We start from the raw sequence: 21387 nt of genomic DNA, 5'->3' as shown, positions 1-21387 counted from the left end.
GCCCCGGTGGGGCGCCCCCTTTCAGTGGGGCGCCCCACACCCGCCCCGGGGGGCATCGCGTCGCTCTGACGATTACACTGGGCCGCGTGCCTCAACTACGCCTCGCCCTGAATCAGATCGACTCGACCGTCGGCGATCTCGCCGGGAACGTCGAGGCGATCGTCCATTGGACCCGGCACTCCGCCGAGCAGGGAGCGCACCTCGTCGCGTTTCCCGAGATGGCGCTGACCGGCTATCCCGTCGAAGACCTCGCCCTGCGGTCGTCCTTCGTCGACGCGTCGCGGGAGGCGCTTCGCACGCTCGCCGCGCGGCTGAACGACGAGGGGTACGGCGAGCTGCCGGTCGTCGTCGGCTATCTCGACCGCACCGAGGAGGCCAAGCCGAAGTACGGCCAGCCCGCGGGCGCCCCGCGTGACGCCGCGGCCGTGCTGCACCGCGGCGAGGCGATCCTGACGTACTCCAAGCACCACCTGCCGAACTACGGCGTCTTCGACGAGTTCCGCTACTTCGTGCCGGGCGAGACCCTGCCGATCGTGCGCGTGCACGGCGTCGACGTGGCGCTCGCCATCTGCGAGGACCTCTGGCAGGACGGCGGCCGCGTCCCGGCGACGCGCACCGCGGGGGCGGGTCTCCTGCTCTCCATCAACGCGTCGCCGTACGAGCGGAACAAGGACGACCAGCGCCTTGAGCTGGTGCGCAAGCGCGCGCAGGAAGCCGGCTGCACCACCGCCTACCTCGCCATGATCGGCGGCCAGGACGAGATCGTCTTCGACGGCGACTCGGTCGTCGTGGACCGGGACGGCGAAGTCATCGCGCGGGCGCCGCAGTTCTCCGAGGGCTGTGTGGTCCTCGATCTGGAGCTGCCCGCAGCCGCTGCCGAGCCGCCGTCGGGCGTCGTGGACGACGGTCTGCGGATCGAGCACGTCACCGTCTCGCAGGAACCCCTCGCCGCGTACGATCCCGAGCTCACCGGCGGGTACGCCGAGCGGCTCGACGACGACGAAGAGGTGTACTCGGCACTGGTCGTCGGGCTGCGTGCGTACGCCGCGAAGAATGGGTTCAGCAGCGTTCTGATCGGTCTCTCCGGAGGCATCGACTCCGCGCTCACCGCCGCGATCGCCTGCGACGCGCTCGGCGCACAGAACGTGTACGGCGTCGCCATGCCGTCCCGCTACTCGTCGGACCACTCCATCAGCGACGCGGAAGACCTGGCCAGGCGGACGGGGCTGAACTTCCGGACCGTGCCGATCGGCCCGATGTTCGACGCGTACATGGGGTCGCTCGGCCTGACCGGGCTCGCCGAGGAGAACCTCCAGTCACGGCTGCGCGGCACAATGCTGATGGCCCTCTCCAACCAGGAGGGTCACATCGTCCTCGCGCCGGGCAACAAGTCCGAGCTCGCGGTGGGGTACTCGACGCTGTACGGCGACTCGGTCGGGGCGTACGGGCCGATCAAGGACGTCTACAAGTCCCTGATCTTCCGGCTCTCCGAGTGGCGCAACCGCGCGGCCGTCGACCGGGGGCAGACCCCGCCGATCCCGGAGAACTCCATCAGCAAGCCGCCGAGCGCGGAGCTGCGGCCCGACCAGGTGGACACGGACTCGCTGCCGGACTATCCCGTCCTCGACGCGATCCTGGAGATGTACGTGGACCGCGACCAGGGCGCGGACGCGATCGTGGCCGCCGGGTACGACCGGGAGCTGGTCGTCAAGACGCTGCGGATGGTGGACACCGCCGAGTACAAGCGGCGGCAGTACCCGCCGGGCACGAAGATCTCCGCGAAGGGGTTCGGCAAGGACCGGCGGCTGCCGATCACCAATCGGTGGCGGGAGTCCGTCTGACGGTGCCGGGTGGGCGGGCGGGGAAGATCCGCCGCGATGCGGCGGGTCAGCCGCCCACCCACGCGTCACCCAAGGACGAGTAACCGAGGACGAGGAGCACTACCGGCGGGACGGCTCCCGCAGGGGCTCCCCCGAAGCCACGAGCCGCTCGCCGCCCACCACGGGCGCGGGCGACCGCAGGTCCACCAGATACGCCACCGCGGCCACGGCGAGGCCGAGCACCGCGAGGACCGCGCCCGCCACCGCCGGTGACGTCACGCCGAAGCCCGCGGCCAGTGCGAGGCCGCCGATCCAGGCTCCACCCGCGTTGGCGAGGTTGAACGCCGCCTGGTTCGCGGACGAGGCGAGGGACGGGGCCGCGGACGCCTTCTCCATGACCATCAGCTGCAGGGGCGAACCCGTCGTGAACGCCGCCATGCCGAGCAGCGTCACCGCGATCGCGGCGCTCCACGCCGTTGCCATCAGGAGCGGGAACAGGGCGAGGACCACGACAAGCGCCGTGAGACCGCCGAAGAGCGTGCCCCGCAGGGAGTGGTCGGCGAGTCGGCCGCCGAGCAGGTTGCCCGCCGTCGCGCCGACGCCGAACAGCGCGAGCAGCAGCGTAACGCTGGATTCGGCGTAGCCCGCCGCGTCCGTGAGCATGGGCGTCACATAGCTGTACGCGGAGAACAGCGCCCCGAAACCGGCGACGGTCGTACCGAGCGCGAGCCACACCGGAACGCTGCCGAGCGCCCGGATCTCGCCGCGCAGGCCGCCGCTCTCGCCGTGGCCGTGATCGGCGGGGACGAGGAAGGCGAGCGCCGCTATCGCCACCAGGCCGATCGCGCTGACCGCGAGGAACGTCGCGCGCCACCCGAGCTGCTGCCCCATCGCCGTGGCCACGGGCACGCCCACGATGTTGGCGACGGTCAGGCCGAGGAACATGAGCGAGACCGAGCGCGCCTTGCGCTCGGGAGCCACCAGGCCGGTGGCGACCACCGCGCCGACGCCGAAGAACGCGCCGTGCGGGAGACCGCTCAGGAAGCGGGCCGCCATCAGCCAGTGGTAGTCGGGGGCCGCGGCCGAGAGCGCGTTGCCCGCGACGAAGAGCACCATCAGGCCGATGAGGACCCGGCGGCGCGGCATGCGTGCGGTGACGGCGGCGAGCAGCGGGGCACCGATGACGACGCCCAGGGCATACGCGGAGACCAGGTGACCGGCGGTGGGGATGGATATGCCCAGGTCGTCGGCGACATTGGGCAGCAGGCCCATCATCACGAACTCGGTCGTGCCGATGCCGAAGGCGCCCACAGCTAGGGCGAGCAGGGCCAGGGGCATGAAGAACCTTCCGGGGAGCGCGAGAGGAATGCGGGGGAGCAGCGGGAGAGCCGCGAGGGGGACGGGTGTTCCGTAAGTTTACTAGCGGAACAAAGTCTCTCAGGCCCAGTATTCCGTGAGGTTAAGAACGGATGTGCGTTGTGTGGCAGGAACGGATGTGCGTTGTGTGACAGGAGCGTCCGAAGGGGCCGGGCGCGGGGAACCGCGCGAGCAGCCACGACGGGCCCGCGGGCGGGAACCGCCACGCCCCTGCCCCCCCCGTCGCCCCGTCGACCCGGGGCCGCCGCTCCCCAGCCGGTCAGAGGCCGGAGCTCGGCCAGCCTGTCAGCGGCTAGAGCTCAAGGCGTGCCGCGATCGGCAAGTGATCACTGCCCGTCTGCGGCAGCGTCCACGACGACAGCGGCTCGACGCCCTTGACCATGATCTGGTCGATCCGCGCCATCGGGAACGACGCCGGCCAGCTGAACCCGAAGCCGTCGCCCGCCGCGCCCTGCGTGGACCGCATCTGCGAGGTCACCACGTTCAGGGCGCGGTCGTTCATCGTGCCGTTCAGGTCACCGAGCAGCACGACCTTGGAGAGCTTCTCGTCGGCGATCGCCTCGCCCAGCGCGTCGGCGCTGGCGTCACGCTGGTTGGCGGTGAAACCCGCGTCCAGCTTGACCCGTACCGACGGCAGGTGGGCGACGTACACGGCGATCCGGCCCTTGGGGCTCTCGACCGTCGTGCGCATCGCGCGCGTCCAGCCCAGCTTGATGTCGACGGACTTGGTGCGGGTCAGCGGGTACTTGCTCCACAGGCCGACCGTGCCCTGCACCGAGTGGTACTTGTAGGTGCCCGCCAGAGCCTTCTCGTACGTCGGGACGGCGCTCGCCGTGAGCTCCTCGAGGGCCACGATGTCGGCACCGGAGGCGGCGACGTCACGGGCGGTGCCCGCCGGGTCGCCGTTCTCCGCGTTCACGTTGTGCGTGGCGACCGTCAGATCGCCGCCCGTACCGGACTTGTCGTAGATCAGGCCACCGAAAGAGTTCACCCAGATGACGGCCGGGAGCAGCACGGCGATCAGCGCGGTGGCGGACTTGCGGACGAATCCGACGACGAGAAGCACCGGCACGAGGATGCCGAGCCAGGGCAGGAACGTCTCGATGAGGCTGCCGAGGTTGCCGATGCCGTTCGGGATCTGTGCGTGGAAGAGCATCACCAGGGCGAGCAGCAGCGCGACCCCGGCCGTGACGAGCCCACGCCTCCAGATGCCCCGGTCGCCGCGCCATCCCTCGACCAGGCGCCGGAACCGGGAGCCCTGGCGGCCCGGTTCCGAACCGCCGCTGCCCGTCTCCGTCACATACGCCTGCGCCATACGCTCGTCGCCTCACTGATGCCGTGCAACCGTCCTCGCCCCTGAAACCCTAGGCGATGAACGGGTGTCCTCCCCGCCGTTCGTGACGGCCGTACGGGACGAGGACGAGCGGTGCGGCGCGGCGAGTTCCACATCTCACCGCACAACGGGCCTCTGTAACGAAACACTCACATTCACCCCGAGGGCCGCAGACCCGCGAGAACAGTGTCCACGATCCGCTCGGCGAGGTCCTCGTCGAGCGGCGCGTCGGAGCGCAGGACGGTGCGCACGAGCATGGGACCGACGAAGAGGTCGTTGGCGAGCACGATGTCGACGTCCGCGCGCAGTTCGCCGTTCTCGACGCCTCGGCGCAGCACGCCGATCATGATGCGGCGCTGCGGTTCGACGACGGTCGCGTGGTACGCCTCCCACAGCTTCGGGAGGCTCTTCATCTGCGCGAACACGTTGTGCAGGAGTGCGGATGACCTCATGTTCACGCCGCGTCTGCGCAGCTGGTCGAGGCAGGTGATGAGATCGCCGCGCATCGAGTCCCCGGGCAGTTCGGGAGGGGGGTCGTCCACACCGCGCAGGATGTCGACGAAGAGCTCCTCCTTGCCGCTCCAGCGGCGGTAGATGGTGGCCTTGCCGACACCCGCCGTGCGCGCGATCCGCTCGATGGAGAGGTCGGCGAGGGGCACACCGTCCTCGATCATCTTCAGGACACCCTCGACGATCGACCGCTCGACGGCCTCGCTGCGGGGGCGCCCTCGGACGCCTTTGGCGGTGTGGGCCACGTCTGTGTGCTCCGTCTCTCGTCGTCCGACGCTCTGCCAGGCCGATTGTCCCTCCTGCCCGGCCAGGCACACCCCGTCACTACCTCACCCCTGACCCCCTGACCCCCTGACCCCCTGGCCCGTTGGTCTCCATTGGTCAGTGCCCCGCACCCACCGCGTCGGTCTCCTTCTGCTCCGCCTCCGGCTCCTGAGGCGTGCGGCCCGGCAGGAACAGGGCGACGACCACGACGCCGATCAGGGCCACACCCGCGCCGCAGAGCGCCGTGATGTGCATGGCGTGCAAGAAGGAGTCGTGGGCCGCTGTGACCAGCGGTTCACCGCGCGGGCCGAGCTTGGCCGCGAATCCGAGGGTGGCCTCGATGGACTCGCCCGCGGTGTGCCGTATACCGACGGGCAGCAGGGTGAGCTTGTCCTGCACGCCGCTGCGGTAGGCCGCGGAGAGCACGGAGCCGAGCACCGCGATACCCAGTGCGCCGCCGACCTGGCGGAAGGTGTTGCTCAGCGCGGAGGCGGAGCCCGCCTTCTCGCGGGGCAGGGCCTGCATGATGACGACGCTGGCGGGCGTCATGATGTGCGCCATCCCGGTGCCCATCAGGAAGAACATGACCTCCAGGATCCAGATCGGCGTATCGGCCTCCAGGATCGTGAAGGCGGCGAGCATCGCGGACAGGAGCAGCAGCCCGCCCGAGCACACGGCGCGGACTCCGAAGCGGTCGACGACGAGGCGGGCACGCGGCGCGAAGATGATCTGCGCGGCGGCGAGCGGCAGCATCAACAGACCGGTCTGCAGGGGCGAGTAGCCGCGCACGCTCTGCGTGTAGAAGACCGCGAAGAACGTCACGCCCATCAGCGCGAAGAAGACGAGCGCGAGAGAGCTGATCGCCGCGGAGAAGACGCGGTTCTTGAAATACGAGATGTCGATGGAGGGGTGATCGCTGCGCTTCTCGTACAGCACGAAGCCGACGAGTACGGCGAGGCCCGCGACGATGGTCGCGAGGACGGCGGGGTCGGTGAAGTCGGCGAGCTGGCCGCCCTTGATGATGCCGTAGACGAGCAGGACGAGGCCGACGATGGACAGGGCCACGCCGATCAGGTCGATGCGGCCCGGCTTGGGGTCGCGCGACTCGGGCACGAGCCAGATCATCAGTCCGATCGCGATGATCACGATCGGCACGTTCACCAGGAAGACCGAGCCCCACCAGAAGTGGTCGAGGAGCACGCCGCCGGTGATGGGCCCGATCGCGATGGCGAGGCCGACACCTCCCGCCCAGATGCCGATGGCCTTGGGCTGCTCGTCGCGCTCGAAGACGTTCATCAGGACGGCGAGGGTGGCGGGCATCACGAAGGCGGCGCCGAAACCCATCACCGCGCGGAACAGGATGAGCTGGAGGGACGATCCCGACTCGGCGGCGAGCGCGGAGCCGACGCCGAAGACGGCGAGGCCCACGAGCAGCATCTTCTTGCGGCCGAGCCGGTCGCCGAGCAGGCCCGCCGTGAAGAGGAGGCCGGCGAAGACCAGTGTGTAGGCGTTGATGGCCCACTCCAGGTCGCTCTGGGTGGCGCCGAGGCCCGTGGGCGCCGGGGTCGAGATCGTCTTGATGGCGACGTTCAGGATCGAGTTGTCGAGCACCACGATCAGCAGGCTCAGCATCAGGACGCCGAGGATCGCCCAACGGCGCCGGTGTACGGCTTCCGGTATGCGCGCGGTGGTGCCGGCGGGAGTAGTCATGACTCCCAGAGTAGGACCATTCCGATACGAGACCGTCTCGTATTGTAAAGACTTTACCGAAGGGTCCACTAGCCGACGGACGGCACGCGATGCCACCATGGAGAGGATCCGGGGACGCCGTCAGGGCGCCTCGAGATAAGAGAAGGAGCCGTTGCGATGACGCAACTTTCGGCTGCCGAGACCCAGCCTGCGGGGACCGCCGCGAGCCGGTCCGCCCAGTCCCCCGACAGCAGCGGCAAGGCGCTGTACGGAGGCAAGGGCACCCGCCGCATCACCGTCCGGGACATCACCGCCGCCAAGGAGCGGGGCGAGAAGTGGCCCATGCTCACCGCCTACGACGCGATGACCGCGTCCGTCTTCGACGAGGCCGGGATCCCCGTGATGCTGGTCGGCGACTCGGCGGGCAACTGTCACCTCGGGTACGAGACCACCGTGCCCGTCACCCTCGACGAAATGACCATGCTGTCCGCGGCCGTCGTACGGGGCACGTCGCGCGCCCTGATCGTCGGCGACCTGCCCTTCGGCTCGTACCAGGAGGGACCCGTCCAGGCCCTTCGCTCGGCGACGCGCCTGGTGAAGGAGGCCGGGGTCGGCGCGGTGAAGCTGGAGGGCGGCGAACGCTCGCTCCCCCAGACCGAGCTGCTCGTCTCCTCCGGCATCCCGGTCATGTCCCACCTCGGCCTCACACCTCAGTCCGTGAACACCATGGGCTACCGCGTGCAGGGCCGCGGCGACGAGGCGGCGCACCGCCTGCTGAGCGACGCGAAGGCCGCGCAGGACGCGGGGGCGTTCGCCGTCGTCCTCGAGCTGGTCCCCGCGGAGCTGGCGGCCGAGGTGACGCGGTCGCTGAACATTCCGACGGTCGGGATCGGCGCGGGCGACGGCTGCGACGCGCAGGTCCTTGTCTGGACGGACATGCTGGGCCTCACCGGCGGCAAGATGCCGCGCTTCGTGAAGCAGTACGCGGATCTGCGGGCCGTGATGACCGGCGCGGCCAGGGCGTTCGCGGAGGATGTGGTGGGCGGGGCGTTCCCCGCCGCGGAGCACTCGGTCCACTGATACGGCTGGGCGCGTTCGCGCTCGGCGCTTGAGCCATAGCGGCACCACCGGCAGCCCGTCGAACTCCCCCCTTCGACGGGCTGTCCGCTTTTCTCTCGCCGGGGGGCGGGGCGGGGGGGGCCCGGCGGGTGGCTTGCCGGGCCTCGCCTTCCCTCGCCGGGTGGGGTCACCTGGTGGGCCCGGGTCCCTCGCGTCCGCCGCCGCGTGTGCGGCTCTTTTCGTCCGCCGCTTCGCGGCGATGTCTCCCGCCCACCCGCCCGAGTACCCGGGGTGATCGAGTGGGTGAGCGGTGTCGGCCCCACCGGTCGCAGGTGTCGGCGGACTGTCGGTGGTTTGTCGGTGGCGGCTGCCAACCTTGCGGCATGAAGCGAATCGACAACACCCCCGGCGGCGCCGGAAACGCCGTCACCGTAAGGGGACTGGTCAAGCACTACGGCGAGACCAAAGCACTGGACGGCGTGGACGTCGACGTACGCGAGGGCACGGTCCTCGGCGTCCTCGGCCCGAACGGCGCCGGCAAGACCACCCTCGTCCGCTGCCTCTCCACCCTCGTCGTCCCGGACTCCGGCTCGGCCTTCGTCGCCGGCTACGACGTCGTGAAGCAGCCCCGCCAGCTCCGCCGTGTCATAGGCCTCACCGGTCAGTACGCGGCCGTGGACGAGAAGCTCTCCGGCCGCGAGAACCTGTACATGATCGGGCGCCTCCTCGACCTCTCCCGCAAGGACTCCAGGTCGAAGGCCGACGCCCTCCTGGAGCGGTTCTCCCTCACCGATGCGGCGAACCGCCCCGCCAAGACATACTCCGGCGGCATGCGCCGACGTCTCGACCTCGCGGCGTCGATGATCGGCAACCCGTCCGTCCTCTACCTTGACGAGCCGACCACCGGCCTCGACCCCCGGACCCGCAACGAGGTGTGGGCCGAGGTCAAGCGCATGGTCGGCGACGGCGTCACCGTACTGCTCACCACCCAGTACATGGAGGAGGCCGAGCAGCTCGCCTCCGAGCTGACCGTCATCGACCGCGGCAAGGTCATCGCCAACGGCGGCATCGACGAGCTGAAGGCGAAGGTCGGCGGACGCACCCTGCGCATCCGCCCGGCCGACCCGCTGGAGCTGCACCCGCTGGCCGGCGCCCTCGACGACATGGGCCTGACCGGCATCGCCACCTCGGCCGTGGACGCCGAGTCCGGCACGGTCCTGGTGCCGATCCTCAGCGACGAGCAGCTCACCGCCGTGGTCGGCGCGGTCACCGCGCGCGGCATCACGATCGGCTCGATCGCCACCGAACTGCCCAGCCTGGACGAGGTGTTCCTCTCCATCACCGGCCACAAGGCCAGCGCCCCGCAGGACGTCCGCCCCGAACTCGAGGAGGTTGCCGTATGAGCAGCACCACTCTCGCGCCGCCCCTCCACCAGGGAGAGGCCGACGCCCGTATCAGTCTTCGCGACCACGTGCGCCACACCAGCGCGCTCGTCCGGCGCAATCTGCTGTGGATCCGCCAGGACCCGGAGTCGATGCTCGACGCCATCCTGATGCCGATCATCTTCACGCTCCTGTTCGTGTACGTCTTCGGCGGCTCCATCGGGCAGGCGCTCGGCGGCGGCCAGGACCAGTACGTGCAGTACGTGGTGCCGGGCATGATGGCGATGATGAGCATGAACATCGCCATGGCCGTCGGCACCGGCTTCAACCAGGACTTCCAGAACGGCATCATGGACCGCTTCCGCACCCTGCCGATCGGTCAGGGTTCGGTGCTCTTCGCCAAGATCGTGGTGGAGCTCATGCGGATGCTCGTCGCGACGGCGGTCATGATGGTCGTCGGTGTCCTGGTGGGCTTCGACATCACGAACTGGGGCGGCCTGTTCGCCTCCGTGGGTCTGTCCGCGCTCTTCGGCTCGGCCATCATGTGGATCTTCCTCGTCCTCGGCGTCGCTCTCAAGAGCGCCCAGTCCGTGCAGGCGATGGGCTTCCTGGTCCTGATGCCGCTGCAGTTCGGGTCGTCCATCTTCGCGCCGACCCAGTCGATGCCGGGCTGGCTGCAGGCCTTCACCGACTACAACCCGCTGTCCTCGCTCGCGGACTCCGCGCGCGGCCTGATGGTGGGCGGCCCGGTCGCCCACGACATCTGGGTGACCGTCGGCTGGTCGGTGGTGCTCACGGTGGTGATGGCACCGATCGCGATCCACAAGTTCCGCACCAAGAGCTGAGTGCGGATCCGCTAGCCGGTGATGTACCTGTCGCAGAGAGCGGCGGCCTCCTCCACGGAGAGGCCGCCGCCTTCCTCGTACGCGGCCTCGTACGCGGTGTCACCCAGTGCCGCGCGCGCCGCCTCCTCGGCGGCCGTGTGGATCTCGCGCTCCGCGGCGGCGGCGAAGTGACCGGAGGGCAGCTCACGGCGGGCGACGCCGATCAGCCGCGCGGCGTCGGCGGCATGCCGACCGCCGTCGAGCGCCGCCAGGGCGCGGGCGGCGGTGAAGAGATGGACGGAGGTCATCTGCGGCGCCATCATCTTGGTCAGCGGGTCGAGGGACTTGTCGAGCCCGTTGCGCGCCGTGGCGAGACCCTCGGCATAGCGGCCGTCCACGGTGTCGAGCCATGCCTGGGCGCCCAGCGTGAAACCCTCGAAGATGACGAACTGGACGGCCTTGAACTCCTCCTGGAGGAGGCGGAGTTGCTCACGCGCCTCGGCGGTCCGCCCGGTGCGGCCGAGCAGGTCGACGAGGAAGAACCGGGCGGCGGGCAGGGACTCGCCGGTGTGGCCGCCCATGCCGTCGCGCTCCATGACCGACCAGAGCAGCTCCTCGCCCCGGGCCAGTTCGCCCGCCTCGGCGAGCGCCGCCCCGAGCCGGGCCGTGAGCACGCTCACCTGCGCGGGGGCGCCCAGCTGCTCCGCGTGCCCGATGGCGGCGGCGAAGTCCTCGGCGGCGAGGCCGTACCGGCCGCGCCGCTCATTGGCCTCGCCGCGCGAGGAGAGCGCCTCGGCCATGCCCCACACGTCGCCGAGCCGGGTGAAGATCTCCAGGGACTCGTCGGCGTCACGGCGGGCGTCGCCCGCCCAGTCGGCGCGGTTGGCGAGGATGTTGGCGCGCTGCTGCAAGGACGCGGCGAGCTCCCAGTCGTATCCGAGCTCGCGGCAGGTGGTGATGGTCGCGTCAATGAGGTCGTACAGCTGGGTGATGTCCCCCTCCAGCAGCACCGCGAAGAACCACAGGCTCCCCGGCGACCAGCAGGTCTGCGGAAGACCCGGCCGGTAGGCCTCCCGGATGCCCGCGAGTCTCTCGACGGACTCGGGCGTCTGCCAGGCCTCCAGGTTCATGTCCATGCAGGAGAGCTGGATGAGATGGACTCCGCGACGCGCCTCTTCGAGCACCTCGGGGCGCATCGGCAGCGGGGCGTCCGTACAGCGTTCGTAGAGCGGTTCCACCGGGGTGACGGGGCGGGCGAAGGGGTCGGGGCCCAGAGCGACGACGTCGCGGGACCAGTTGCGGATCTCGACGCGCAGGTCACGGATCGTCCAGAACCAGGAGAGCGAGAGGACCAGACAGAGCGCCTCCTGCTCCTCCCCGGCGGCGACGGCGTGCCGCAGGGCGGTGCGCAGGTTCTCGTACTCGATCTCCAGCTCCTCGACGGCCTGCCGCTGTCCGCCGCCCCGCAGCCGCGGTTCGGTGAGCCTGGCGAACTCCCGGAAGTACACGAGGTGGGCCCGCTCGGCGGCGGCGCGGTCACCGGCCTCGTCGAGCCGCTCGCGCGCGTACTCGCCCACGGTCTCCAGGAGCCGGTAGCGCATGACGCCCTGCGGCGAAGGGGCCGCGACGACAAGGGACTTGTCGACGAGGGAGCCGAGCACGTCGGCGACGTCGAGCGGCTGAACACCTGTCCCGCCGCCGGGCTCGTCCGGAGCCCCGCACACCGCCTCCGCCGCGGGCAGGTCGCAGCCGCCCGAGAAGGCGGAGAGGCGGCGCAGGACGGTGCGCTCGGAGCTGTCGAGGAGGCCCCAGGACCAGTCGACGACCGCGCGCAGGGTCTGCTGGCGGGGCAGGACCGTGCGGGCGCCGCTGGTCAGGAGACGGAAGCGGTCGTCCAGGCGGTCGGCGATCTGCCGGGGCGTGAGCATGCGCAGACGGGCCGCGGCCAGTTCGATGGCGAGCGGCAGGCCGTCCAGGCGCCGGCAGATCTCCGCCGCGGCCGACCGGTCGTCCTCGACACGGAAGCCGGGTCGCGCCGCCGCACCGCGGTCCGCGAGCAGGCGCAGCGCGATCGGCTCCGGCAGGGGCTCCACGGGGCGCAGCAACTCCCCCGGCACGCCCAGGGGTTCACGGCTCGTGGCGAGGACGGTGAGGCCGGGGCAGTGCGCGAGCAGCCGGTCCGCGAGGCGGGCGGCGGCGTCGATGACGTGCTCGCAGTTGTCGAGAATCAGGAGCATGCGGCGGGAGCCGCAGTGCTCGGTGAGGCGCACGACGGGGTCGTCGCCGTGCCGGTCCGACACGGCCCGCATCTCTTCGGCGCCCGCGCCGCGCAGCACCGTCTCACGGGCGCCGAGCGCGGTGAGGACGGCCTCCGGCACCGCGTCCGGGTCCTCGACCGGCGCGAGTTCGGCCAGCCATACGCCGTCGGGCACGCCACCCGCGTAGGCCTCGCCCGCCTCCTGCGAGAGCCGCGTCTTCCCGGCGCCGCCGGGCCCGAGCAGTGTGACGAGACGGGCCCGCGCCAGGTCGCCCCGGATGGCCTCGATGTCGCCCTCGCGGCCGACGAAGGAGGTGAGCCTGGCCCGCAGGTTGCCCTGTGCCCTCTGCGGCGGGCGGGGCTGAGCGGGCGGCGGCTGCGGGGCGTCGTGTCGCAGCAACTCCGCGTGGAGGGAGCGCAGTTCGGGCCCGGGGTCGGCACCTATGCGGTCGGCGATGAGGCGGCGCACTCCGTCGTACGCGGCGAGCGCCTGCGCCGGGCGGCCCGCGTCGCGCAGCGCCCGCAGCCGCAGGGCCTGGAGCGGCTCGTCGAGGGGGTGGGTGTCGCACAGGGCGGCGAGCTCGGGCAGCGTCTGCTCGGCCCGGCCGAGGGCGAGGGCCGCGGCAAGCCTGGCGCGGCGGGCTTCGAGCCTGCGGGACTCCCACCGGGCGGCCTGCGCCGTGCGGTCCGGGAGGTCGGCGAGCGCGGGGTCCTGCCACAGGGCGAGGGCGTCGTCCAGGAGCATCGCCGCCTTGGCCGCGTCGCCGTCCGCGAGGGCGTTCGCCCCCTCGCCCGCGAGGCGGTCGAAGCGGTACAGGTCGATGTCGTCCGGTCCGGCGCACAGCGCGTAGCCGCCGCCGTCGGTGGAGATGATCGCCCCGGCGCCGACGGCCCGGCGCAGGCGCCCCACCAGTGCCTGCAGCGCGCCGGTCGCGTCGGCGGGCGGATCGCCGTCCCACACTTCGTCGACGAGTACGGACGCCGGGACGGGGCGGGGGACGCGGAGGGCGAGGACCGTCAGGAGAGCGCGCAGCCTTGTGCCGCCGACGGGGGTGGGGGTGCCGTCGGCTCGGAATGCCTGAGTGGTGCCGAGAATGCGGTAGCGCACGGGGACCATTGTCTCTGGTGGAGGTGAGGAGCGGTGCCAGGTGCCGCGCCGGGCCTGGGCGCACCGTCGGTCACCGGCGTCGCGAAGTTCCTCGCCGAGCGCCGCCGGGCCGGTCCCGGCGTGCCCGCGGTGCGCGAGGCCGCCGGTCACATGCCGTCTTTCAGTACGTCGAGCGATACCAGCACCCCCACCTCCCGCCGAAAGTACCCCTGCTCCCGGCTCCCCTCCACCGGATCCACGAACCACTTCGGGCACTTCTCCACCGGGCGGAGCCACCGCTCCCCCGCCACCGGTTCGAACGTGTCCGCGCCGGCCCGCAGCTCGAACCCCTGCGTCACCAGCTGGATCGACCGCACACGCCCCGTGGTCCGAGGGCCATCGTCCCCGTGCCGCTCCACGGAGTACGGCGACGGTCCGCCGCCGAGCTGCCACGTCACCTCGTCCCCCACGGAGAACGGCGTCCCGCAGCACTCCATCTGCCAGTCCTCGTACATCACGTTCCACAGCGCCATGCCCCCACCTTCCCTGGAACTCCCCACTGAGTGCGAGACGTTTTCGTCGTACGCCGGGGTACGGTCCCGTACGACAACCGGCCCGCCAGACCCAGGAGCCCCGCCCCATGACCACCGCTCCCACCCGACGCAGCGACCGGCGGATCAGCCCCGTCTTCCTCGGGATCGCCGCCGTCACCGCGGTCTCCGGCTGGGCCGTATGGACCGGATTCGCGAACAATCCGGGGATCGCCGTCTTCCTCTTCGTGACGGCGGCCTGGATCGTCTCGCTCTGCCTGCACGAGTACGCGCACGCGCGCACCGCCCTGCACAGCGGCGACATCTCCATCGGCGCGAAGGGCTATCTGACCCTCAACCCGCTCAAGTACACGCACGCGCTGCTCAGCATCGTGCTCCCGGTGCTCTTCGTGATCATGGGCGGGATCGGTCTGCCCGGTGGCGCCGTCTTCATCGAGCGGGGCCGGATCCACGGCAAGTGGAAGCACAGCCTGATCTCGGCCGCCGGACCGCTCACCAACGTGCTCTTCGCGGTCGTCTGCACCGCGCCCTTCTGGCTCGACGCGCTCTCCGGCGTCCCGGACACCTTCCGGTTCGCGCTCGGTTTCCTGGCCCTGCTCCAGGTGACGGCCGCGATCCTGAACTCGCTGCCCATCCCCGGCCTCGACGGCTACGGAGTCATCGAGCCCTGGCTCTCGCACAAGATCCGCCGCCAGGTGGAGCCGTTCGCGCCGTTCGGCCTGATCGCCGTCTTCGGCATCCTGTGGATCCCCGAGGTGAACGGCGCGTTCTTCGACGCGATCGACGCCATCCTGCGCGGCCTCGGCGTCAACGACCTGATGACCTACTGCGGCCAGGACTTCTACCGCTTCTGGGACGGCGACACGAGCCAGTACTGCACGCTCAACCCGTAGCGGCGCGCGCGTTCCGCTCGGCCTTCGCCCGGCGCAGGTAGTACCACGCCATGTTCGACGAGAGGCCCGCGAGCAGCACCCAGACGACGCCGACCCAGTTGCCCTGGACGAAGGAGACCACGGCCGCCACGACGGCGAGCGCGCAGACCGTGAGGGCGTAGAGAGCGAGGCGGGGCATGGGGGTCGGCTCCTGTCGGGGGTCGGTTCGGGTGACGCGGGGACACCGCGCAGCGACGTACGCGGACGGCGTCCGCACCCAGTGTCCCCCATGCCCGCTACGTCCTAGACGTCGGTCACGCGCAGCCCCGCGTGCGCCTTGTACCGCCGGTTCACGGAGATCAGGTTGGCCACCAGGGACTCGACCTGGTGCGCGTTGCGCAGCCGCCCCGCGAAGACGCCCCGCATCCCGGGGATCCGGGCGGCGAGCGCCTGGACGATGTCCGTGTCGGCGCGGACCTCGCCGAGGACCATCACATCGGTGTCGATCTCCTCGACGTCCGCGTCCTGGAGCAGGACCGCCGAGAGGTGGTGGAAAGCGGCCGTGACCCGGGAGTCCGGCAGCAGGGCGGCGGCCTGCTCGGCGGCGCTGCCCTCCTCGGGCTTCAGGGCGTAGGCACCCTTCTTGTCGAAGCCGAGCGGGTTCACGCAGTCGATGACGAGCTTGCCGCTCAGCTCCTCGCGCAGCGCTTCGAGGGTCTTGCCGTGTCCGTCCCACGGCACGGCGACGATCACGATGTCGCTGCGCCGCGCGCACTGGGCGTTCTCGGCGCCCTCGACGCCGAGGCCGAGCTCGTCGGCGGCGGTCCGTGCCCGCTCGGCCGCGCGGGAGCCGATGATCACCTTCTGGCCCGCGCGGGCCAGGCGGTAGGCGAGGCCGCGGCCCTGGTCGCCGGTGCCGCCGAGCACGCCGACGACGAGCCCGGAGACGTCGGGCAGCTCCCAGGGATCCTTCGCCGGAGCCTTCTGCACACTGTCGTTAGAGGTCATGCGGCCGACCTTACTCACCGCTCGGCCGCCGCTCGGCCGCCGCTCGGCTCAGGCCAGCGCGGCCACCGGTATCCGCCGGAAGGTGATCGTCTCGTACGCGCTGAAGTCGCCCGTCTCGTAGAGGAGTCCGACGGTGTCCTCGTCGGCCCTGACGAGATCGGAGTACGCGGCGGGCAGCCCGTCCACGGTGTACGCGTCCTGCCATGTGGTGCCGCCGTCGCGGCTGCGGCGCACCGTCATCAGGGCACGGAAGCCGGGATCGGCGGGCCCTGAGAACAACAGCACGTCCGGTGTACGCAGCCGCAGCACGCTGCATTCGACGACCGGGCCGATGAGCCCGGCCTGCGGCCGGAAGGGCTTGACCAGGCTCTGGCCGCCGTCGTGGGAGTGGGCGTCGGCGCGGGTTCCGGGGGCCGGGGAGTCGTTGCGGGTGTTGAAGTAGAGGCGCCCGTCGGGGAGTTCGGCCGCGGTGGTCTCGTTCACGTTCACATAGCCGTCGGTGTTGTCGTCGGTGTAGCCGATGCGCCAGGTCTGGCCGAGGTCGTCGCTGAGCAGGCTGTGGCCGCCGTTGTACTTGCCCTCGGTGCCGTTGTCCGTGCCGGTCGGCGGCAGGGAGTGGTTGGCGGGCACGACGACCCGGCCGCCGCTCTCGCTCCCTCCTCCCCCGCCGCCGGTCAGCTGGATCGCGTGGCCGGGTGTGGTCGCGTACCACCGCCAGTTCGCCTTCTTCACCTGCCCGGTGATCTCCCGGGCGGCCGACCAGGTGAGGCCGTCGTCGTCGCTGTGCTGCACCCAGATCCGCCGCCCGTTCGCCGCGGAGACCTTGCCGCGCCGGATGGCGTCCTCGGTCGCGGCGGCGGCGTTGCGGACGTGGACGAGGAGGATCCGGCCGGTGCCGAGGACGACGGGTGCGGGGTTGCCAGCGAGGTTGTCGCCGTTCTTGGCGACAACTTGGAGCGGACCCCAGGTACGGCCGCCGTCACCGGACCACTTCAGTACGACGTCGATGTTGCCGAAGTCCTCCCGCGAGCCGACCCTCCCCTCGCAGAAGGCGAGGAGGGAGCCGGAGTTCGTGAGCACGACGGCGGGGATCCGGAAGCTCGCATAGCCCTCACGCCCGGCCCGGAAGGGAACAGATGTCTCATCAGCCATCCCCGGTCATTCCCCACCTCGGGCGAATTCCCGGTGAACTCCGCCTGACGACTCCTGTGTTGAGGCAGGATGCGGCCCCATGGACGCCGTACGGGTCGCGCTGCTGCGCGAAGTGCTCGCCGGGACCGAGTGGGTGGGCGCGACGCGCCGCTTCGCGGGGACACTGCGGTCCTCCGTGGTGCCGCACGGGGGCGGGCTGCTGCTCGTGGGCACGCAGGAGTACGAGCCCTGGCATCTGGCCGCGCATCTCGTGGACGAGGCGGCGTGGTCCGGGACGCCGGAACTGACGCCCACACTCGTTCGCCACCGGGTGCGGGAGGGCGACCCCGCGCATCTGTCGACCGGGCTCGGCCGGATCGAGGCGGCGCGGCGCGGCGAGACGCTGCTCGTGGTGGCGCCGGACACGCCCGCGCGGCCGCCGGGGGCGGGGTTGCTTGAGCGGGTGCACGACGCTCGTGCGGCGGGGGCGACCGTGCTTGCCCTGGGTTCGGGGCACGGGGATCTGCGAGCCATGGCGCACGAAGCTCTCGCCGTGCCGGAGTCGCCCGAGCTCGACCTGGACATGGTCCAGCACTTGGTGAGCGCGGCGGCCGGCGAGAACTCGCTGCCTGCCGCACGGGGGCGGAGGCGGCTGCGGGACCGGCTGTCCCGCCTGGCCGACCAACTGACGGCGCCGCCTCCGGCGCGGTGGTGACGTCAGGTGACGCCACTCTCCTGAACCGCCGTTTGGCGGCGGATGCCTCCCAACTACCGCAGACTGGGCGAAAGTCGTGCGGTGCGGGGTAATCGGGTGGCGCCGAGAGCAGCCGCGCGATGCGGGGTAATCGGGTCGCGCCGAGAACAGCCGCGCGATGCGGGGTAATCGGGTCGCGCCGAGAACAGCCACGCGATGCGGGGTAATCGGGTGGGTGGGCGGGAAAGATCCGCCGCGAAGCGGCGATCCAGGTCGCCACGGAAGACGCCCCGCCAGGAGAAATCGCGCTGCCGCTGCAGACTCCCCGAGCCACTGCTCCGGCCGCTGTACGTAGTGGCGGCGGGAGTCTCCGCGCTCGCGGTTCGGGCGGGTGCCGCCGCCGGCTGGACCGGCACCCGCACCGCCATCTGGTCGGGCGGCCTCGCCCGCTTGGCCTCGGTCGCCGCGCTGACAGCGGTGCTGCCGAAGCCGCTCTCGTACGACGCGAGCACGGACGAGGACGCCGCCCGGCGCCGGGAGGTGTCCGCCACCGGGTGACGAATGCCCGGCAGGAGGGATCAGGCGTTCCCCCTGGCCCTAGCCCTAGCCCTCGCCCCGGGGGTCCTTGTCATGCCACTTCGGGTCGGTCTCCCACTCCAGGTTCCGCTCGGCGGCGGTCTCCATCGCGCGCTGGGCCTCCTCGCGGGAGGCGTAGGGGCCGAAGCGGTCCTTGCCCGGGCAGTCGGGACCCTCCTCGACGGTCCCGTGCTCCAGGCAGTAGTACCACTCGCCCGGCTTTCCGACGGCGCGCTTCTTGAACAGGGCCATGACCCGCTCCTCTCAGTACCGCTGCGTCCCGCTCTCGGAGCCATGGTGCCCCACCACCGCTGGTTAGACTCGCTGGCATGTCTGGCCAGTCACTGCTCGTCCCAGGGGAGCTCTCCCCCATCCGCCCCGTTCCGGGAAACATCAGGCGCCCGGAGTACGTGGGGAAACCCGCGCCCACCCCGTACACGGGGCCGGAGGTGCAGACCCCCGAGACCATCGAGCTGATGCGCACCGCGGGCCGTATCGCCGCGCGCGCGATGGCCGAGGCCGCCAAGCACATCGCGCCCGGGGTGACCACCGATGAGCTGGACCGCGTGGCCCACGAGTACATGTGCGACCACGGCGCCTACCCCTCCACGCTCGGCTACCGCGGCTTCCAGAAGTCGCTGTGCACCTCCGTCAACGAGGTCATCTGCCACGGCATCCCGGACTCCACCGTCCTCAACGACGGCGACATCATCAACCTCGACGTGACGGCCTACATCGGCGGTGTGCACGGCGACAACAACGCCACGTACCTGGTCGGGGACGTCGACGAGGAGTCCACGCTCCTCGTGGAGCGGACGCGCGAGTCGCTCGACCGTGCCATCAAGGCGGTCAAGCCCGGCCGCCAGATCAACATCATCGGCCGCGTCATCGAGTCGTACGCCAAGCGCTTCGGCTACGGCGTCGTACGCGACTTCACCGGCCACGGCATCAACACGTCCTTCCACTCCGGCCTGATCGTCCCGCACTACGACAGCCCGCACGCGACGACGACGATCAAGACCGGCATGACGTTCACCATCGAGCCGATGCTGACCCTCGGCTCGTACGACTACGACATGTGGGACGACGGCTGGACCGTGGTGACGAAGGACCGCAAGCGGACCGCGCAGTTCGAGGAGACGCTCGTGGTGACGGACAGCGGGGCGGAGATCCTTACGCTTCCCTGAGCTCTGAGCGGGTAGTTTTTCACCGACAGATTTTACCGACAGGGCGTCGGGAACCAGTTGACTTAGGTAAGCCTAACTCGGATGATCGGTAGCGGTCGTACTGGTTCCCGCCCTCCTCGGGCATTTCTTCGGCTTCTCTTAGGCTCACCCGCTTTCTTCGGCTTCGGAGGTCCCTCATGGATCCGTTCTCCACGGTCATCCGCACCGCCTCGCACGAGCAGCACACGGAGGCGGAGACCTCGACGTTCATGAGCGACCTGCTCGGCGGCAAGCTGGGCGTCGACGCGTACGCGCGCTACACGGAACAGCTGTGGTTCGTGTACCGCGCCCTGGAGGAGGGCGCCGCGGCGCTGCGGGACGATCCGATCGCCGGTCCGTTCATCCAGCCCGAGCTGCTGCGCGTCGCGGAGCTGGAGCGGGACCTCGCGCATCTGCGGGGTGCGGGCTGGAAGTCCTCCGCCACGCCACTGCCCGCGACCGCCGCGTACGCGGCACGGGTCGCGGAGTGCGCCCAGGAGTGGCCCGGGGGCTACGTGGCCCATCACTACACCCGCTACCTCGGCGACCTCTCCGGCGGCCAGATCATCCGCGGCAAGGCGGAGCAGACGTGGGGCTTCGCGCGCAAGGGCGACGGCGTGCGGTTCTACGTGTTCGAGGGGATCTCCAACCCGGCCGCGTTCAAGCGCGGTTATCGGGAGCTGCTCGACGGTCTGGGAGAAGTGGTCCCCGACGAGTTGGAGCGGCAGCGGATCGTGGACGAGTGCAAGCGCGCTTTCGCCTTGAACACCGGGGTGTTCCGTGAGCTGGGGGACGAGTTCCCGCTGTCGGCGTAGGGGCGGGCTGGAATATCCAGCCTGTCCGGCGGTTGAGGGCGAACTCGGCGGAGCCGGTGATGACGGCAACCGCGAGGCCCCCGTGCCCAGCGGGTTTTCGGGAAGGGGAGGGGTCGGGGGAATGACCGCCGGAGGCAGACCTCAGCCCCCTGCCAGCCGCACGCGTCCCCCCACCTCAATCACCCCGCCGGGCCCCGGTGCCGCAAGAATCTGCGACCCACGCCCCTGCGTGATGTTCAGCGCCCGGCCCAGCTCGGCACAGAGCAGCAACGCCGCCGCCCCCGTAGCCTCATCCTCCCGGATGCCGTCGTCCCGACCGGGAAAGCCCCGGGCCCGGACCCGCCCCGCCGCCTCGTCCTCCCACGCCCACGCGTACACCCACTCCCCCAGCGGGGGCACCGCGAGCGCATCCACCTCGGCCGGGCCGCCGTACGAACGCAACGTCCGCCCCGGCACCCACTCGGCCCGCGCCGCGATCCAACTGAACTCCCCGTCCTGACGGGCCTCCACCACGCCGGCGGGCGTGACGAGTTCAGGGACATCGAGCAGCCAGGACGTACCGACGCATGGGCGTCCGGCGAAAGGGAGCCGCGACGTAGGGGTGTAGATGTCGATGACCCCGCGCTCGGGGTCGTCGACGAACACGGTCTCGCTGAAGCCGAGCTTCGCCGCGACCGCCTGCCGCTCGCCCCGCCCGGGGACGCGGGCCCCGTCGCGCACGACACCCAGCTCATTGCCGTGCCGACCGTCGGGCCCGCCGAAGACTCGCAGGACGTCCAGTCCGTCAAGTAGTTCACTCACCCGGGCATTCAAGCATCCTCAGGAAGTGCGGCGCCGGGCCCCGCGGGGCCTTCCCCTGTCACGGGCGGGAAGGGCCGGGGGGGGGGCGGGGAAGGAACTCTTTTTGACCCATTCTTTACCATCCCATGAATC

19 protein-coding genes and 1 pseudogene are annotated in these 21387 nt (G+C 70.9%); 9 read left to right on the top strand and 11 right to left on the bottom strand.

Annotated features, from left to right (window positions below; all coding sequences use genetic code 11):
* The first annotated feature begins 86 nt into the window (after window positions 1-86).
* The gene (locus tag ACFVXC_RS26570) at window positions 87-1841 is read left to right on the top strand and encodes an NAD+ synthase (protein WP_389909564.1); all 1755 of its coding nucleotides are present in this window, start codon (window positions 87-89) and stop codon (window positions 1839-1841) included.
* A gap of 99 nt (window positions 1842-1940) precedes the next feature.
* Here ACFVXC_RS26570 and ACFVXC_RS26565 read toward each other — a convergent pair whose 3' ends face one another.
* The 4 genes from ACFVXC_RS26565 to ACFVXC_RS26550 form a co-directional block, all read right to left on the bottom strand.
* The gene (locus ACFVXC_RS26565; protein WP_389909562.1) at window positions 1941-3158 is read right to left on the bottom strand and encodes an MFS transporter; all 1218 of its coding nucleotides are present in this window, start codon (window positions 3156-3158) and stop codon (window positions 1941-1943) included.
* 331 nt (window positions 3159-3489) lie between these two features.
* Entirely contained in the window at window positions 3490-4512 is a 1023-nt protein-coding gene (locus ACFVXC_RS26560) for an endonuclease/exonuclease/phosphatase family protein (protein WP_389909559.1), read from the bottom strand.
* A gap of 173 nt (window positions 4513-4685) precedes the next feature.
* Window positions 4686-5204 carry a TetR/AcrR family transcriptional regulator gene (locus tag ACFVXC_RS26555; RefSeq protein ID WP_389910015.1) on the bottom strand — a complete coding sequence of 173 codons (519 nt, stop codon included), beginning with the start codon at window positions 5202-5204 and terminating at the stop codon, window positions 4686-4688.
* 217 nt (window positions 5205-5421) lie between these two features.
* Window positions 5422-7014 carry an MFS transporter gene (locus ACFVXC_RS26550; protein ID WP_389909556.1) on the bottom strand — a complete coding sequence of 531 codons (1593 nt, stop codon included), beginning with the start codon at window positions 7012-7014 and terminating at the stop codon, window positions 5422-5424.
* Window positions 7015-7170: 156 nt separating this feature from the next.
* Here ACFVXC_RS26550 and panB point away from each other — a divergent pair, with 156 nt between their 5' ends.
* The 3 genes from panB to ACFVXC_RS26535 all read left to right on the top strand — a co-directional run bounded on the left by panB (window position 7171) and on the right by ACFVXC_RS26535 (window position 10279).
* Complete coding sequence (panB, locus tag ACFVXC_RS26545) at window positions 7171-8073, top strand: 3-methyl-2-oxobutanoate hydroxymethyltransferase (protein ID WP_389909554.1); 903 nt, start codon at window positions 7171-7173, stop codon at window positions 8071-8073.
* A gap of 362 nt (window positions 8074-8435) precedes the next feature.
* Window positions 8436-9455 carry an ATP-binding cassette domain-containing protein gene (locus ACFVXC_RS26540; RefSeq protein ID WP_389909551.1) on the top strand — a complete coding sequence of 340 codons (1020 nt, stop codon included), beginning with the start codon at window positions 8436-8438 and terminating at the stop codon, window positions 9453-9455.
* Window positions 9452-10279, top strand: a complete 828-nt coding sequence (locus ACFVXC_RS26535) for an ABC transporter permease (RefSeq protein WP_389909549.1) — start codon at window positions 9452-9454, stop codon at window positions 10277-10279. Before ACFVXC_RS26540 ends, ACFVXC_RS26535 begins: the two co-directional genes overlap by 4 nt.
* An 11-nt stretch (window positions 10280-10290) precedes the next feature.
* Here the strand turns inward: ACFVXC_RS26535 and ACFVXC_RS26530 are convergent, their stop codons facing one another.
* The gene (locus tag ACFVXC_RS26530; RefSeq protein WP_389910012.1) at window positions 10291-13632 is read right to left on the bottom strand and encodes a BTAD domain-containing putative transcriptional regulator; all 3342 of its coding nucleotides are present in this window, start codon (window positions 13630-13632) and stop codon (window positions 10291-10293) included.
* A gap of 137 nt (window positions 13633-13769) precedes the next feature.
* Window positions 13770-14135, bottom strand: coding sequence for a DUF6578 domain-containing protein (locus tag ACFVXC_RS26525; RefSeq protein WP_389909546.1), 366 nt, complete (start codon window positions 14133-14135; stop codon window positions 13770-13772).
* A 107-nt stretch (window positions 14136-14242) separates the two neighbouring features.
* On the opposite strand from ACFVXC_RS26525, the gene ACFVXC_RS26520 reads away from it, so the two are divergent.
* Window positions 14243-15046 carry a site-2 protease family protein gene (locus tag ACFVXC_RS26520; RefSeq protein WP_389909543.1) on the top strand — a complete coding sequence of 268 codons (804 nt, stop codon included), beginning with the start codon at window positions 14243-14245 and terminating at the stop codon, window positions 15044-15046.
* On the opposite strand, the gene ACFVXC_RS26515 is transcribed toward ACFVXC_RS26520, so the two are convergent.
* The 3 genes from ACFVXC_RS26515 to ACFVXC_RS26505 form a co-directional block, all read right to left on the bottom strand.
* Window positions 15036-15224 carry a hypothetical protein gene (locus ACFVXC_RS26515; protein ID WP_389909540.1) on the bottom strand — a complete coding sequence of 63 codons (189 nt, stop codon included), beginning with the start codon at window positions 15222-15224 and terminating at the stop codon, window positions 15036-15038. The two genes, ACFVXC_RS26520 and ACFVXC_RS26515, sit on opposite strands and share 11 nt — an antisense overlap.
* Window positions 15225-15328: 104 nt before the next feature.
* Entirely contained in the window at window positions 15329-16033 is a 705-nt protein-coding gene (gene npdG / locus ACFVXC_RS26510) for an NADPH-dependent F420 reductase (protein WP_389909538.1), read from the bottom strand.
* Window positions 16034-16081: 48 nt separating this feature from the next.
* A complete protein-coding gene (locus ACFVXC_RS26505) occupies window positions 16082-17185 on the bottom strand; it encodes an exo-alpha-sialidase (RefSeq protein WP_389909535.1) in 1104 nt (367 codons plus the stop codon).
* Window positions 17186-17264: 79 nt separating this feature from the next.
* Here ACFVXC_RS26505 and ACFVXC_RS26500 point away from each other — a divergent pair, with 79 nt between their 5' ends.
* Both ACFVXC_RS26500 and ACFVXC_RS26495 read left to right on the top strand, forming a co-directional pair.
* Entirely contained in the window at window positions 17265-17879 is a 615-nt protein-coding gene (locus tag ACFVXC_RS26500) for a hypothetical protein (protein ID WP_389909533.1), read from the top strand.
* 360 nt (window positions 17880-18239) lie between these two features.
* Window positions 18240-18416 (top strand): annotated as a pseudogene (locus tag ACFVXC_RS26495) (MFS transporter); the annotation flags it as partial.
* A 45-nt stretch (window positions 18417-18461) separates the two neighbouring features.
* On the opposite strand, the gene ACFVXC_RS26490 reads toward ACFVXC_RS26495, so the two are convergent.
* Entirely contained in the window at window positions 18462-18686 is a 225-nt protein-coding gene (locus ACFVXC_RS26490; RefSeq protein ID WP_389909531.1) for a hypothetical protein, read from the bottom strand.
* A 77-nt stretch (window positions 18687-18763) separates the two neighbouring features.
* Between ACFVXC_RS26490 and map the strand changes: the two genes are divergently transcribed.
* Both map and ACFVXC_RS26480 read left to right on the top strand, forming a co-directional pair.
* Window positions 18764-19621, top strand: coding sequence for a type I methionyl aminopeptidase (map, locus tag ACFVXC_RS26485; RefSeq protein WP_389909528.1), 858 nt, complete (start codon window positions 18764-18766; stop codon window positions 19619-19621).
* Between the two features lie 176 nt (window positions 19622-19797).
* Entirely contained in the window at window positions 19798-20454 is a 657-nt protein-coding gene (locus ACFVXC_RS26480) for a heme oxygenase (biliverdin-producing) (RefSeq protein WP_389909525.1), read from the top strand.
* Window positions 20455-20595: 141 nt separating this feature from the next.
* Here ACFVXC_RS26480 and ACFVXC_RS26475 read toward each other — a convergent pair whose 3' ends face one another.
* Window positions 20596-21255 carry a PhzF family phenazine biosynthesis protein gene (locus ACFVXC_RS26475; protein ID WP_389909522.1) on the bottom strand — a complete coding sequence of 220 codons (660 nt, stop codon included), beginning with the start codon at window positions 21253-21255 and terminating at the stop codon, window positions 20596-20598.
* Between the last annotated feature and the right edge of the window lie 132 nt (window positions 21256-21387).

This window comes from Streptomyces sp. NPDC058257 (genome assembly GCF_042881845.1).
Taxonomy (GTDB): Bacteria; Actinomycetota; Actinomycetes; order Streptomycetales; family Streptomycetaceae; genus Streptomyces.
This window is presented reverse-complemented; position numbering and strand designations above follow the sequence as displayed.

What these genes read in the sequence shown, in the direction of transcription:
- ACFVXC_RS26565 (WP_389909562.1), bottom strand. Translation starts at nt 3,158, where the DNA reads ATGCCCCTGGCCCTGCTCGCCCTAGCTGTGGGCGCCTTCGGCATCGGC.
- ACFVXC_RS26560 (WP_389909559.1), bottom strand. Translation starts at nt 4,512, where the DNA reads ATGGCGCAGGCGTATGTGACGGAGACGGGCAGCGGCGGTTCGGAACCG.
- ACFVXC_RS26555 (WP_389910015.1), bottom strand. Translation starts at nt 5,204, where the DNA reads ATGATCGAGGACGGTGTGCCCCTCGCCGACCTCTCCATCGAGCGGATC.
- ACFVXC_RS26550 (WP_389909556.1), bottom strand. Translation starts at nt 7,014, where the DNA reads ATGACTACTCCCGCCGGCACCACCGCGCGCATACCGGAAGCCGTACAC.
- panB (WP_389909554.1), top strand. Translation starts at nt 7,171, where the DNA reads ATGACGCAACTTTCGGCTGCCGAGACCCAGCCTGCGGGGACCGCCGCG.
- ACFVXC_RS26540 (WP_389909551.1), top strand. Translation starts at nt 8,436, where the DNA reads ATGAAGCGAATCGACAACACCCCCGGCGGCGCCGGAAACGCCGTCACC.
- ACFVXC_RS26535 (WP_389909549.1), top strand. Translation starts at nt 9,452, where the DNA reads ATGAGCAGCACCACTCTCGCGCCGCCCCTCCACCAGGGAGAGGCCGAC.
- ACFVXC_RS26530 (WP_389910012.1), bottom strand. Translation starts at nt 13,632, where the DNA reads ATGGTCCCCGTGCGCTACCGCATTCTCGGCACCACTCAGGCATTCCGA.
- ACFVXC_RS26525 (WP_389909546.1), bottom strand. Translation starts at nt 14,135, where the DNA reads ATGGCGCTGTGGAACGTGATGTACGAGGACTGGCAGATGGAGTGCTGC.
- ACFVXC_RS26520 (WP_389909543.1), top strand. Translation starts at nt 14,243, where the DNA reads ATGACCACCGCTCCCACCCGACGCAGCGACCGGCGGATCAGCCCCGTC.
- ACFVXC_RS26515 (WP_389909540.1), bottom strand. Translation starts at nt 15,224, where the DNA reads ATGCCCCGCCTCGCTCTCTACGCCCTCACGGTCTGCGCGCTCGCCGTC.
- npdG (WP_389909538.1), bottom strand. Translation starts at nt 16,033, where the DNA reads ATGACCTCTAACGACAGTGTGCAGAAGGCTCCGGCGAAGGATCCCTGG.
- ACFVXC_RS26505 (WP_389909535.1), bottom strand. Translation starts at nt 17,185, where the DNA reads ATGGCTGATGAGACATCTGTTCCCTTCCGGGCCGGGCGTGAGGGCTAT.
- ACFVXC_RS26500 (WP_389909533.1), top strand. Translation starts at nt 17,265, where the DNA reads ATGGACGCCGTACGGGTCGCGCTGCTGCGCGAAGTGCTCGCCGGGACC.
- ACFVXC_RS26490 (WP_389909531.1), bottom strand. Translation starts at nt 18,686, where the DNA reads ATGGCCCTGTTCAAGAAGCGCGCCGTCGGAAAGCCGGGCGAGTGGTAC.
- map (WP_389909528.1), top strand. Translation starts at nt 18,764, where the DNA reads ATGTCTGGCCAGTCACTGCTCGTCCCAGGGGAGCTCTCCCCCATCCGC.
- ACFVXC_RS26480 (WP_389909525.1), top strand. Translation starts at nt 19,798, where the DNA reads ATGGATCCGTTCTCCACGGTCATCCGCACCGCCTCGCACGAGCAGCAC.